The sequence below is a fragment of the Thalassotalea insulae genome (assembly GCF_030161395.1).
Taxonomy (GTDB): domain Bacteria; phylum Pseudomonadota; class Gammaproteobacteria; order Enterobacterales; family Alteromonadaceae; genus Thalassotalea_E; species Thalassotalea_E insulae.
The window spans coordinates 391,721-404,540 of record NZ_BSST01000001.1; the positions used below are offsets into that span (position 1 = coordinate 391,721).

15 protein-coding genes are annotated in these 12,820 nt (G+C 40.5%); 11 read left to right on the top strand and 4 right to left on the bottom strand.

All coding sequences use genetic code 11. From position 1 onward, the window contains the following. The first annotated feature begins 21 nt into the window (after window positions 1–21). The 3 genes from QQK06_RS01820 to QQK06_RS01830 are packed head-to-tail and all read left to right on the top strand — an operon-like array spanning window position 22 to window position 1,962. Window positions 22–576, top strand: a complete 555-nt coding sequence (locus QQK06_RS01820) for a YqgE/AlgH family protein (protein ID WP_284242859.1) — start codon at window positions 22–24, stop codon at window positions 574–576. Further along, window positions 576–1,016, top strand: a complete 441-nt coding sequence (ruvX, locus tag QQK06_RS01825; RefSeq protein ID WP_284242861.1) for a Holliday junction resolvase RuvX — start codon at window positions 576–578, stop codon at window positions 1,014–1,016. Before QQK06_RS01820 ends, ruvX begins: the two co-directional genes overlap by 1 nt. A 22-nt stretch (window positions 1,017–1,038) precedes the next feature. Next, on the top strand, window positions 1,039–1,962 hold the full coding sequence (locus QQK06_RS01830) for an AEC family transporter (RefSeq protein ID WP_284242862.1): 924 nt from the start codon (window positions 1,039–1,041) through the stop codon (window positions 1,960–1,962). A gap of 165 nt (window positions 1,963–2,127) precedes the next feature. Here the strand turns inward: QQK06_RS01830 and QQK06_RS01835 are convergent, their stop codons facing one another. Beyond that, the gene (locus tag QQK06_RS01835) at window positions 2,128–3,255 is read right to left on the bottom strand and encodes a PilT/PilU family type 4a pilus ATPase (RefSeq protein WP_284242865.1); all 1,128 of its coding nucleotides are present in this window, start codon (window positions 3,253–3,255) and stop codon (window positions 2,128–2,130) included. Between the two features lie 13 nt (window positions 3,256–3,268). Then, window positions 3,269–4,312 carry a type IV pilus twitching motility protein PilT gene (locus QQK06_RS01840; RefSeq protein WP_284242866.1) on the bottom strand — a complete coding sequence of 348 codons (1,044 nt, stop codon included), beginning with the start codon at window positions 4,310–4,312 and terminating at the stop codon, window positions 3,269–3,271. 75 nt (window positions 4,313–4,387) lie between these two features. On the opposite strand from QQK06_RS01840, the gene QQK06_RS01845 reads away from it, so the two are divergent. From QQK06_RS01845 to QQK06_RS01860, 4 genes are all read left to right on the top strand, one after another. After that, window positions 4,388–5,077 (top strand): YggS family pyridoxal phosphate-dependent enzyme, encoded by a 690-nt coding sequence (locus tag QQK06_RS01845; protein ID WP_284242867.1) that lies wholly within the window; start codon window positions 4,388–4,390, stop codon window positions 5,075–5,077. Between the two features lie 84 nt (window positions 5,078–5,161). Further along, window positions 5,162–5,977, top strand: coding sequence for a pyrroline-5-carboxylate reductase (gene proC, locus QQK06_RS01850; RefSeq protein WP_284242868.1), 816 nt, complete (start codon window positions 5,162–5,164; stop codon window positions 5,975–5,977). Between the two features lie 70 nt (window positions 5,978–6,047). Then, window positions 6,048–6,596 (top strand): YggT family protein, encoded by a 549-nt coding sequence (locus QQK06_RS01855; RefSeq protein WP_284242869.1) that lies wholly within the window; start codon window positions 6,048–6,050, stop codon window positions 6,594–6,596. A 72-nt stretch (window positions 6,597–6,668) separates the two neighbouring features. Next, window positions 6,669–7,109: a DUF4426 domain-containing protein gene (locus QQK06_RS01860; protein WP_284242870.1), complete on the top strand. Its 441-nt coding sequence runs from the start codon at window positions 6,669–6,671 to the stop codon at window positions 7,107–7,109. A gap of 71 nt (window positions 7,110–7,180) precedes the next feature. Here the strand turns inward: QQK06_RS01860 and QQK06_RS01865 are convergent, their stop codons facing one another. After that, entirely contained in the window at window positions 7,181–8,077 is an 897-nt protein-coding gene (locus QQK06_RS01865; RefSeq protein WP_284242871.1) for an EamA family transporter, read from the bottom strand. Between the two features lie 99 nt (window positions 8,078–8,176). On the opposite strand from QQK06_RS01865, the gene QQK06_RS01870 reads away from it, so the two are divergent. Genes QQK06_RS01870 through QQK06_RS01885 form a run of 4 tightly spaced genes read left to right on the top strand, consistent with a single transcriptional unit; the run spans window position 8,177 to window position 10,942 of the window. Further along, window positions 8,177–8,785 (top strand): XTP/dITP diphosphatase, encoded by a 609-nt coding sequence (locus QQK06_RS01870; protein WP_284242872.1) that lies wholly within the window; start codon window positions 8,177–8,179, stop codon window positions 8,783–8,785. A gap of 4 nt (window positions 8,786–8,789) precedes the next feature. Beyond that, a complete protein-coding gene (hemW, locus tag QQK06_RS01875; protein WP_284242873.1) occupies window positions 8,790–9,935 on the top strand; it encodes a radical SAM family heme chaperone HemW in 1,146 nt (381 codons plus the stop codon). Between the two features lie 4 nt (window positions 9,936–9,939). After that, entirely contained in the window at window positions 9,940–10,467 is a 528-nt protein-coding gene (tadA, locus tag QQK06_RS01880) for a tRNA adenosine(34) deaminase TadA (RefSeq protein WP_284242874.1), read from the top strand. Beyond that, window positions 10,454–10,942, top strand: coding sequence for a GNAT family N-acetyltransferase (locus tag QQK06_RS01885; RefSeq protein WP_284242875.1), 489 nt, complete (start codon window positions 10,454–10,456; stop codon window positions 10,940–10,942). Before tadA ends, QQK06_RS01885 begins: the two co-directional genes overlap by 14 nt. A gap of 246 nt (window positions 10,943–11,188) precedes the next feature. Here the strand turns inward: QQK06_RS01885 and mltF are convergent, their stop codons facing one another. After that, a complete protein-coding gene (gene mltF / locus QQK06_RS01890; protein ID WP_284242876.1) occupies window positions 11,189–12,697 on the bottom strand; it encodes a membrane-bound lytic murein transglycosylase MltF in 1,509 nt (502 codons plus the stop codon). Between the last annotated feature and the right edge of the window lie 123 nt (window positions 12,698–12,820).

Consider the following 12,820-nt stretch of genomic DNA (forward strand, 5'->3'; position numbering starts at 1 on the left):
CAGTTTAATTAAGGTAGTATTATGGATAGTTTAGAAAATCAGTTTCTTATTGCTATGCCTAGTTTAAATGATCCGTATTTCAATAAGACTGTCACCTATATTTGCGAACACAATGATGACGGTGCCATGGGGCTGATCATTAATTTGCCAGTTAATATCACCCTTAATGAATTACTCGCTCAGCTTGATGAAAAAAAACAAGCACTACCGGAGCTTGCACAACAAGTGTTGACTGGTGGTCCGGTATCAACCGATCGCGGCTTTGTGTTACATAGCCCACAACCTGGATGGCGCAGCTCATTGGCCTTAAGTGATGACATTATGATCACCACTTCAAAAGATATTCTGATGGCGTTAGGTAGCGATCAAGCACCGGATAACTATATGGTTACCTTAGGCTATGCAGGCTGGGGGCCCGGTCAATTGGAACAAGAAATTCAGGCAAATTCCTGGCTCACTATGCCAGCTGACAGTGATATTTTATTTAATACCCCGATTGAGCAACGCTGGAAAAAAGCGACTGAAAAACTTGGTATCGATCTGGCGCATTTGTCATCAGATGTTGGTCACGCTTAATGACCACAAAAACACACGCAGGACAACGTACGGTATTAGGTTTTGATTTTGGTAAAAAATTTATCGGTGTTGCTGTTGGTCAGGAAATGACCGGCAGCGCCAGTCCATTAGGTTCGATTAAAGCAAAAGATGGAAAGCCTAATCAAGAGCAGTTAACTCAATATTTTCAGCAATGGCAACCTGACCTAATTGTTGTTGGTTTACCCTTAAATATGGATGGCACACCGCAGCAATTAACTTTTGATGCAAAAAAATTTGGTCATCGTCTCGCTAACCAATTTAAAGTCGCTATTGCTTTTCAGGACGAACGATTAACCACCGCAGATGCTAAAGAACAATTATTTAATTCTGGCGGCTACCGTAATTTGAAAAAAGACAACATTGATGCCGAGTCAGCAAGACTTATCATTGAAAGCTTTTTTGAAACGCAATACCAATAACGCTACTCACTATCCATTTTAAATGTTGATTATTGAACTGATCGCCCCGTTAGCACTCACCTGTTTACTCGGTTTTTTTATTGCCAATCAGCGATTATTAACAGCAAAGCAGTTAGCTTTCATCAATAAGATCACATTTCACTACCTGATACCGCTATTTTTATTTCATAAAATGGCAACTGCTAATATCCAGCAACAGTTTGACTGGCGCTACTTTGCTTGTTTTTATCTGCCAGTATTACTCTGCTATGCTCTCGCCTGGATAATTAACTATCATTGCCATCGTGAGCTAAAAGGTAATGCCAGTGCTGCCGGGGTTTTTGCCCTAACCGCCAGTTACTCTAATACAGTGATCATCGGACTACCCATTTTATATGCCTTGCTTGGCGATAAAGCGATCGGTATTATTTTTATGATCATTACCTTTCATAGTGCGCTACTCTTTACCATCACCACCAGCTTTTCAAATACAACTGAAACACTGTCAGTGTGGCAAAAACTAACCCAACAAATGACTAAAAATACCTTAGTGGTGGCGATACTTTCAGGACTTATCGTCAACCTATCACCAATAAGGGTCCCAGATGGTGTTAGCGAGGTCATCAACCTGCTCAGTTGGCCAACCATTACGTTAGCACTGCTATTACTGGGTACATCATTAAGCCAATACAAATTATCACAGCAAAAGCATTTTATTACGCTTGCTACTTTGTTTAAGTTAGTTTTATTACCGACACTGGTTTATTTTTTTGCCAATCATTTATTCCAGTTACCAAATGAGATCACCACTATACTGGTGATCTTAAGTGCCAGCCCAACCGGTGTAAACGCGTATTTAATCGCCAGTAGCCAACAGCTTCATCGCGAAACATCTGCCGGTACGGTGGTATTTTCAAGTTTATGCTCGATAGTGACTTTATCGCTATGGTTAATAATATTGGACTAAAACTGTTTAACCGCTGCAATTAACTACTGGTTTACTCAGCATTTCTTCAACTAAAAAGCAGCATTAAATAATAAAAAGGCTGTCACAATAAACGTAACAGCCTTTAATCAGCAAATAATTTAATCAAGTTATATCAATATGATTAGTGATATAGTCAAATCAGTATTATTCATCCTTTGGCTCTAGACCATCGATAGTAACACCAGATAGTGAACCAGAACCGCCTTGATCATTACTGCGTAATTTTATCATTAAGCGTAAATCATTTGGTGAATCTGCATGATGAATAGCATCAGCATAGTTGATCAAACCTTGTTGATATAAGTTAAACAATGCCTGATCGAAAGTTTGCATCCCTAATTCATTGGATTTTTCCATCACTTCTTTAATACTGCCTACTTCACCTTTTTTGATCAGCTCAGCAACAAAAGGTGAGTTCAATAAGATCTCAATTGCCGCGACTCGGCCGTTACCATCACGGGTCGGAACTAATTGTTGTGCAATAACTCCCCTAAGATTTAATGCTAAATCAAACAATAACTTACCATGTTGCTCTGCCGGAACTAAATGCATTATACGATCGATCGCCTGGTTGGCATTATTCGCATGCAAAGTAGCGATACATAAGTGACCCGTTTCAGCAAAACTTAAGGCATGCTCCATGATTTCCTGACTACGGATCTCACCAATAAGAATAACATCAGGTGCCTGGCGCAAAGAACTTTTTAACGCGTTATCGAAACTTTCGGTATCAAGCCCGACCTCACGTTGAGTGATCATTGACTTGCCATGCTCGTGGACAAACTCCACCGGATCTTCAATGGTAAGAATATGACCGCGTGAGTTTTTATTACGATAACCAATTAACGCCGCCATAGAGGTTGATTTACCCGTGCCGGTACCACCAACAAACAATACCAGGCCACGTTTACTCATCACCACATCTTTAAGCACAGACGGCAAACCAAGATCATCGGCATCCGGAATTTGCGTAACAATTCGCCGGATAACCATACCCGCCATATCACGCTGCCAAAAAGCCGAAACCCTAAAACGGCCGATACCGTCAATAGAAATGGCAAAGTTACACTCTTTTTCCTGATCAAACTCTAATTTTTGCTTATCATTCATCGCACTATGAACAAGTTCAAGTGCTTCTTCAGGTGATAACGCATGTTCATCAATAGGCTGTAACTCACCATTAATTTTGGCACTAACTGGCAGTTTTGCGGTGACAAATAGATCCGAAGCTTCTTCCTGCACCATTTTTTCTAAATAATTATGAAATCTCATCAAAGGCTCCTACTTACATCCCCTGAAATTGACTTTTATCAGAGGCTTTATCCATGGCATCTTGTTTCGATATCATGCCACGGTTAACCAAATTTTGCAGACATTGATCCATAGTTTGCATACCATGTTGCATCCCGGTTTGAATCGCAGAATACATTTGTGCGACTTTTGCTTCACGGATCAGGTTTCTGATCGCTGGCACACCGATCATAATCTCATGCGCGGCAACTCGGCCCCCACCGATTTTTTTCACTAAGGTTTGTGAAATAACTGCCTGCAACGACTCCGATAACATCGAACGCACCATAGATTTTTCTTCCGCCGGGAAGACATCAATAATACGGTCAATGGTTTTTGGGGCTGAGGTGGTATGCAAGGTACCAAAAACCAAGTGACCGGTTTCAGCTGCGGTCATGGCTAAACGTATAGTTTCCAAATCCCGCATCTCACCAACTAATATCACATCAGGATCTTCACGTAAGGCCGAACGTAATGCGGCATTAAAGCTTAAGGTATCGCGATGCACTTCCCGCTGGTTAATCAAACACTGTTTATTTTCGTGAACAAATTCGATCGGATCTTCAATGGTTAAGATATGATCATGCTTATGATTGTTAATATAGTCGACCATCGCGGCCAAAGTTGTTGATTTACCTGAACCTGTCGGCCCAGTCACTAACACTAACCCGCGCGGTTTATCTGAAATCTGTCTAAATATGTCCGGGCAGCCTAAATCATCGAGTGATAACACTTTACTGGGAATGGTACGAAATACTGCTGATGGACCGCGATTTTGATTAAAAGCATTAACCCTGAAGCGTGCCAAATTTGGCACTTCAAACGAAAAATCCACTTCTAGATTTTCTTCGTATTCTTTTCGCTGCTTATCGTTCATAATGTCATAAACTAATGCGTTAACGTCTTTAGCATCAAACGCGGGAATGTTAAGCTTACGCACATCACCATCAACACGGATCAGAGGTGGAACCCCTGTAGAAAGGTGTAAATCAGATGCATTATTTTCTACGCTAAATGCGAGTAATTCGGTAATATCCATACGAACCTCTTAGGTTGTTAATTATACATTAGTAAAACAACGTTAATTAAATCACTAATTTGTTGAATTTGTTATATGACTCATATTAAAAATAATCTTGTTCAGGTGAAACACCAAATATCGCAAGCTTGTCAACTTGCTAATAGAAGTATAGATGAAGTTCTGTTGTTGGCAGTGAGTAAAACTAAGCCGAGTGCGATGGTTGAGCAAGCTTATCATGCTGGTCAACGATTTTTTGGTGAAAGCTATATTCAAGAAGCTATCGAAAAAATAGAACAATTATCTCACCTTACTGATATTCAGTGGCATTTTATCGGCCCGATTCAGTCCAATAAAACCCGTCATATTGCCGAGTTATTTTCCTGGGTCCACAGTGTTGACCGAGCCAAAATTATCACCCGATTAAATGAGCAACGCTCAGAGCAAGATACCCCGCTCAATGTCTGTTTACAAGTAAATATTAGTGGTGAAAGTTCAAAATCTGGCATTAAGGTCAATGAGTTAGCAGAACTTGCACAATTAACAGACACCAGTTCACATTTAACCTTACGAGGTATTATGGCTATTCCGGAAAAAAACGCGTCGATAGCAAGCTACCAAAAAATGCAGCAATTATTTCAACAGTTACAACAGCAATACCCAAGTGTCGATACCTTATCTATGGGGATGTCATCAGACTTAACTGTGGCAATTGCCCACGGCGCGACTATTGTCAGAATTGGTACCGCTATTTTTGGTCAACGAGAAACAATAGCCAATAATTAATAATCAAAGATCTTAGTAAGCATTATACAGGCTCACTAACTCTTTATATAATAAAGACAACACTTTAATAAAAGCAGAAACTAAATGAAAAATATCGCATTTATCGGCGCCGGCAATATGAATAGCGCCATTATCACAGGATTAGTCAACACCGGCTATCAAGCAAAAAACATCATAGTCACAAATCCATCACCTGAAAAGCGAGAAAAGTTAGCTCAACAATTAGGCATTTTAGAAACGGATAACAATATCGACGCGGCAGAATTTGCCGATGTTATCGTGCTTGGCATCAAACCGTATCTAATTGCTCAAGTGTGCCAACAAATACGTCAGGCGATGGATATCAGCAACAAATGCTTTATCTCAGTTGCCGCTGGTTGTTCAATTGCAACGATTGAAAAAGCGCTTAATAAACCATGTGCGGTGATCCGTACTATGCCTAATACTCCTTCACAAATCGGCTTAGGTGTTAGTGGTTTATATGCCTCTGCTAACGCCAATCAACTTCAAATCGATATTGCCGAGCAAATTATGTCGGCAGTTGGTATCACCAAATGGCTTAATAGCGAAGAACAAATCGACCACATTACCGCGGTATCAGGCTCAGCGCCGGCGTATTTCTTTTTATTTATGGAAGCGATGGAAAAACAAGCTCAAGTATTTGGTTTTAGCGCCAGTGATAGTCGTAAGCTAGTGCAACAAACGGCGCTAGGCGCGGCAAAAATGGTCTGTGACAGTGATTTAGCTATTAGCCAGTTACGCGAAAATGTCACCTCAAAAGGTGGTACTACACAAGCAGCATTAACAACCTTTATCGATGGAGGTCTGCAACAACTTGTGACAAAAGCGATGAACTCGGCATTGGATCGAGCAAAAGAAATGGCACAAGATAACAGTTAACTTAAATTTAATTTGCAATTTCGCTTAACGACCAAATATTACTAGTTAAGCAAACTTATTGGAGTAATCAATGGCAGCAGTAAATTACTTACTCGGCTTTTTATTTGACGCACTATTAATGGTGTTGGTGATACGTGTATGGCTACAATTAGTACGCGCCGACTTTTACAATCCACTTAGTCAGTTTATCGTAAAAGTAACTAATCCTTTAGTGATCCCGTTCCGCCGCATTATTCCCGGACTAGGCGGTATTGATGTTGCCACCTTAACCGTCGCATATCTGGTAGCGTCACTTAAATTTATTATTATTCCTTTACTGAACGGTGGCCCAATTGACGTAATTACCGCGCTCTACCTTGGCATTTTATATTTAATCAAACAGACCGGCTTTTTATTATTTGTCTTAATGTTGATCATGGCATTAATGAGTTGGGTAGTACAAGGTTATAACCCAACGCAAGCGATTCTGCACCAGCTAACAGAACCGGTATTAAGACCGATAAGAAATATCATACCAAATGTCGCCGGGTTAGATCTTTCGATATTAGCCGCGTTTTTATTATTAAATGTCATTAACATCCTACTCTCTAGCTGGATCCCCTACTGGGTAATGCTGTGATCAGATTGTTAAGCACTTTTTAGCGCTATAGCTATAATTGAATTATTAACGCCATTTTTACTGGAGTATCAAATGAATACCATAAAACGACTGATCGTCACGACGTTTTTAATGCTGGGAATGCTAGGCTCCACCGCTTATGCCGATAATATGAAAAAACTCGGCACAATGAATGTGCATTATATGGCAATCAGTGCAACCTTCTTAACACCAGAAATTGCCAAAGCCTATAATATTGAACGTAGCCGTTATAATGGTTTGGTGAATATTTCAGTCTTGGATAATACTAAAACCGGAAACCCGGCAAAAACCGTCACAATTACCGGCAATGCAAAAAATTTAGTCGGTCAAAGTAAGCCATTAGAATTTGTCGAGGTAAAGGAAGGCAGCGCCATCTATTATCTCGCGCAAGTGAGCTATCACAATGAAGAAACTATAGTGTTTAACTTAACCATTAGTGATGGTAAAGAAAGCCATCCGTTAGAGTTTTCACAAAAGTTTTACGTCGATTAGCGCCTGTTGAAATAATACAAAACCGCCGATAATCTTGGCGGTTTTTTTATATTGAAATCTACTGAAAACGATTAAACTTTTTTAGCATTCAACTTCCTGTGCCAGCGATTCCCCAAGGCATTAACGGCTAAGCCAAGCATGACACAAAAAATACCAAGAAACTGTTGCTGACTGATCACTTCCTGTAAAAATACCGATGCACAAATGATTCCTACGACAGGCACACCTAAAGTTAATGGTGCTACCTGCCCTGCGGGATAATGGGTTAACAAATAGCTCCACAAACTATAACCTAATATCGATGCAGCAAATGCTAAATAAAGGATCACTAGCATGCTATTTAGCTGGATGTTTATAATACTGGCCACGATAGTTTCAGGCCCTTCAACCAGATAACTGGCGATTAAAAACGGAATAAACGCGACCCAGGACGACCAAACAACTAAACCAAGATTTGCCTGATATCCTCGTTGGTTAATCACCCGATTAACGATATTGCCTGCTGCCCAAGCAATAGCTGCAGCAATAGTTAACGCAAACCCAATTCCTGTCATATCACTTTGTACGCCGGTTACTCCTATCAACCACAAACCAATTCCTGCACAAACAATAGTGATTACCTGATAAAGTTTAATCGATTCCTTTAAAAACAAGGCAGAAAAAATCAAGGTAAAGACCGCCTGAGATTGCAATACCAATGAAGCTAAGCCCGCCGGCATACCAAAGGCAATCGCCGAAAATAAAAAAGCAAACTGACCAAAGCATAATGTCAGCGCATAAAAAGCCATCCACTTCCACGGAATACTTGGTTTTTTAACAAAAAGTGAACCTAATACCGCCACTAATAGAAAGCGCTCTGCTCCCATTAATAAAGGAGGTAAATCTTTAACTCCCCAGGCAATAACAACAAAGTTAAATCCCCAGATAAAAATAATTAACAATCCAATGATATTGTCTTTCAATGACATTTGCTTCCCTCAAGTGAACTTCAGCGACATTAAGCGCTGCAATTTTACCTGAGATTAAGGTATTATGCGCGCCATTAATCATTAATTTCATCGGTCCATATGAGCACTATCGTTTTAGCCACAGGTAATCAGGGAAAAGTAAAAGAGTTAGCTAGTTTGTTAGCCGAACATCACATAGACATTAAGCCACAGAGTGACTTTGATGTGCCAGATGTGGCTGAAACTGGCACTACCTTTGTCGAAAATGCCATTATTAAAGCACGACATGCGGCAAAAATTACCGGATTACCGGCAATAGCTGATGATTCTGGCCTGGAAGTGGATGCATTGTCAGGTGCGCCCGGCGTTTACTCTGCCCGCTTTGCCGGTGCGAATGCCTCAGATCAAGACAATAACGATAAATTACTGGCAGAACTGGCAGATATTCCACAAGCAAATAGAACCGCCCGTTTTCACTGTGTTTTAGTTTATATACGCCACGAAAACGATCCGACACCGATTATTTGTCACGGTGTCTGGCAAGGCCGTATTTTAACGGCGCCAAAAGGTGAACAAGGCTTTGGTTACGACCCTTTATTCTGGCTTGAACAACAGCAAATGAGCTCAGCCGAATTACCACGTGAATTAAAAAATCGATTAAGCCACCGTGGTCAGGCACTTAAGCTATTAGCAGCAGAACTTGCCACCGCAAAGCAAAATAACGGATAGTCAGATGCTAAGGTTTCCACCACTTTCTCTCTATATTCATATTCCCTGGTGCGTGGAAAAGTGTCCATATTGTGATTTTAATTCTCACGCACTTAAAGGCGCTATACCAGAAGATGATTACATCAACGAACTGATCAAAGACCTCGATAGCGATATAGCACGTTTTAATCTTAAACAACGTAAGCTCCACACCATCTTTATTGGCGGAGGAACGCCTAGCTTGCTATCCGTATCAGCGTTAACTCGTTTATTGGCGCAAGTATTACAACGGTTTGAGCATGATACAGACATTGAAATCACACTTGAAGCAAACCCAGGCACAGTTGAAGCAGAAAAATTTATCGGCTTTTTTAACGGCGGCATCTCCCGTTTATCTATCGGCGTACAAAGTTTTGCTTCCGATAAACTCATTAAATTAGGGCGAATACACGACAGTCAGCAAGCAAAAAATGCTGCGACTTTAGCCCAATCATCAGGAGTAAAAAGTTTTAATTTAGATATCATGCATGGCTTGCCCAATCAAAATATTGAAAATGCGCTGGACGATCTAAATACCGCAATAGCATTGCAACCAAGTCACCTTTCCTGGTACCAGTTAACCATTGAACCCAATACTATTTTTTATTCAAAACCACCGACTCTGCCCGTTGATGATACCTTATGGCAAATTCAGGATCAGGGTAATGCCTTGCTGGAAGCTGCCGGTTATCAGCAGTATGAAATTTCCGCTTTTTGTCAGCCCGGTTTTCAATGTCAGCACAATATTAATTACTGGCAGTTTGGTGACTATTTGGGTATAGGTTGCGGTGCTCACGGTAAAATTACCGATGTGCAAGCGAATAAAATTTACCGTACCGTTAAAGTTAAGCATCCTAAAGGTTACCTTGATATATCGCGCCCGCATCTCGATCACCTAAATACGGTTACCAGTGAAGAATTACCGTTTGAATATATGATGAACCGCTTGCGCTTATTTACCCCGTTTAGCGAACAAGATTATCAACAGGCGACCGGACTCAGTATCAGTGATATTGCCACACCGTTAACTCAAGCACAGGATAAACAGCTACTGGTTAATAACGGCGCGCAATGGCAGGTCACCCATCAAGGGCACAGATACTTAAATGATTTATTAACCTTATTTTTATAGCGATATGACCACTCAGCAATTCTCACAACAGGCTATCGATCAACAGTTTATGCGCAGAGCGCTTGAACTGGCTAAACAAGCTGAGCAAATTAACGAGATCCCGGTGGGAGCTGTCGTTGTTGCTGATAATCATATTATCGGCGAAGGCTTTAATCAGTCAATTTTACTCAATGATCCTTCTGCTCATGCAGAGATGTTAGCGATCCGCCAAGCAGGCGAACAGCTAAACAATTATCGCATGACAAATTGTACCTTATATGTCACGCTAGAACCTTGCCCTATGTGCGCAGGGTTATTAGTGCACAGCAGAATTAACCGCCTAGTATTTGCCGCCTCAGATTTAAAAACAGGTAGTGCAGGTAGCGTGTTTAATTTGACCAACTCGGATAAACTTAATCATCAAATAGCAGTGGAACACGGGGTATTAGCAACAGAATGCAGCCAGCTATTATCAGATTTTTTTAAGCGACGCCGCGCGGAAAAGAAAGCGCTCAAACAAGCATTAAAACGACAACAAAATGAAACAAACTAAGCTAAATGAGTTTTCACTGAATTATCTTGCTGAGCTACGTTCGTGGTTTAACGAACAAACTGAGCTGGATAAATGGGCTGGCCCGAATTTTCGTTTTCCCCACACCGCACAAAGTTTTGCTCAGGATCTAAACACTGAGACCCTAGCATCTTATTGTTTGGTTAATGAAAATGATGAACTACTGGCATTTGGTCAATACTACCAGCGACTAACATGCTGCCATTTAGGTCGTTTAGTAGTTAATCCCAAATACAGAGGAAAAGGCTTGGCCAGCACATTAATTAAAGCGCTGGCAAAAAAAGGCATGCAGCAACTTAAATTATCGTCACTATCGTTATTTGTCCTCGCCGATAACCTGACGGCCCTAAATGCTTATAAAAAAATAGGCTTTATTGAGCAAGACTATCCAGAGCCATTACCGCTGGAAAACTGCCTCTATATGGTGCTACCAATGCCGACATGGCTAAATAGTTAACTTTGATTTTCCTGAAGAAATTGCAACATACGACGACAATTTAATTTATGTTTTTGACGAGCGATAATACGCTTACGTTGTGTGGAATGTGAAATTTTTCGTCCTTTTACCATTATTTATTTACCTCTTTGTAAATTTGTTTTTATTTAGCTATTTGTTAATTCGCCTCATTTTGACAAAAAAATATGACTACTTTATGACAATAATAGTAGATGTAAGTTCAAACCTTAACAAGCTGACGTAACTTTAAGAACCAATAACAAGCTCTTGCGCTTCACCTACCTCTTGCTCTGGCTCGATAATTATCGGCGGTAACGGCTGTTGTTCTTGTTGCTGTTGACGCTCTAATTCCAGCTGTTCCAGTTTTTGCTGCTCTAGCTCTTGCTGCTTATTATCCATCCAGTTCAATGTGTCATAGTAACGGCGAATGTTTTCAACATAATTGACGGGTTCATCACCACGAGCATAACCATACTTGGTTTTTTTATAATATTTTTTTTGCTTCAATAAAGGTAAGCGTTCTTTGACTTCAACCCAACGATCGGGGTCTCCCCCCTGCTGACGCGTAATTTTTCGCGCATCATTTAAATGACCCAGACCAACGTTATAAGAAGCTAAGGCAAACCATAATCTATCAGGATAAGGTACCCGTGCTGGCATACGATCTATCATTTGCTTAAAGTATTTTGCTCCGCCACGAATACTTTGTTCTGCATCAATGCGACTCTTGATCCCCATTTGTCTCGCCGTTGGCAGCGTTAACATCATCATCCCACGGACTCCGGTATGAGATCGTGCTCTGGGATTCCAGTGAGATTCCTGATAACTAATCGCGGCTAACAGCTTCCAGTCGATTTCCTGGCCATACTTTTCAAACAAGTTGCGATATCTCGGCAGTTTATCTTCCACCGCCTTAATGAAAAGCCGGGTATCGACATAATTAAACTGCTCAACATGACCATAATATTTATCATCTAACGCTAATAAAGTGCCGTTATGATGCACTTGTCCAAAAAACTCAATTAAACTAGCAAGAATTGAATCATCGCCATTATCCGCCACTAACCAAGCCATAGGCTCGGCTTCTTTAATGGTAAAACCTATGCTAATTTCGGGATAATAACGGCGACTGACCGCCAACGTATTACTGTCAACTATGGTATAATCGATCTCTTCTTCTAGGATCTGCAGTAACAGTTCTTCACTGTCTAGCTCGTCATTTTCCTGCCAAGACAAATTCGCATCACTGGCAGCTAGTCGCTCAAGATTTTCCACATGACTGGAATTTGCCGTCACCATTAACTTGCCATCGAGATCACTGATTTTACGCGGCCTAACTTTCCCTTGTTTAAATACTAGCTTTTGGCTAATGTCATTATAACTGGGAGCAAACTTATACTTAGCTAACCGTTTATCAGTCACTACTAAACCGGCTGCTAAAAAATCAACTTCGCCACTTTCTAGCTGTTCAAATAAATCATTTAAACTGTAACTGGCTGAAATTTTTAATTTTACCCCTAAATGATCCGCATACTTTTTTGCCAGCTCATATTCAAAACCTGTATCTCCTTGAGCACCAACATAATAGCTTGTCGGACCATAAAGGGTACCAACATTGACATAACCACGTGATTTTATTTTTGCCAGGCTCGCCCCTTGCTGCTCGGTCTGACACGCCTGCAACATCACGCTTAAAAAAATTGCGATAACAAGAAAAACGTTATTTTTTAAAATATTAAATAAAACATGCTTCATAAGCGCTTATTGTGTCTTGCTTTTATTTTTAGATAAAGACATTTTTTAATTATAGTGTAAACAAGCTATTAATTTTACTTATCAAAACAGTCTAACTCGACTATAATACGCGCGATTTTTTCC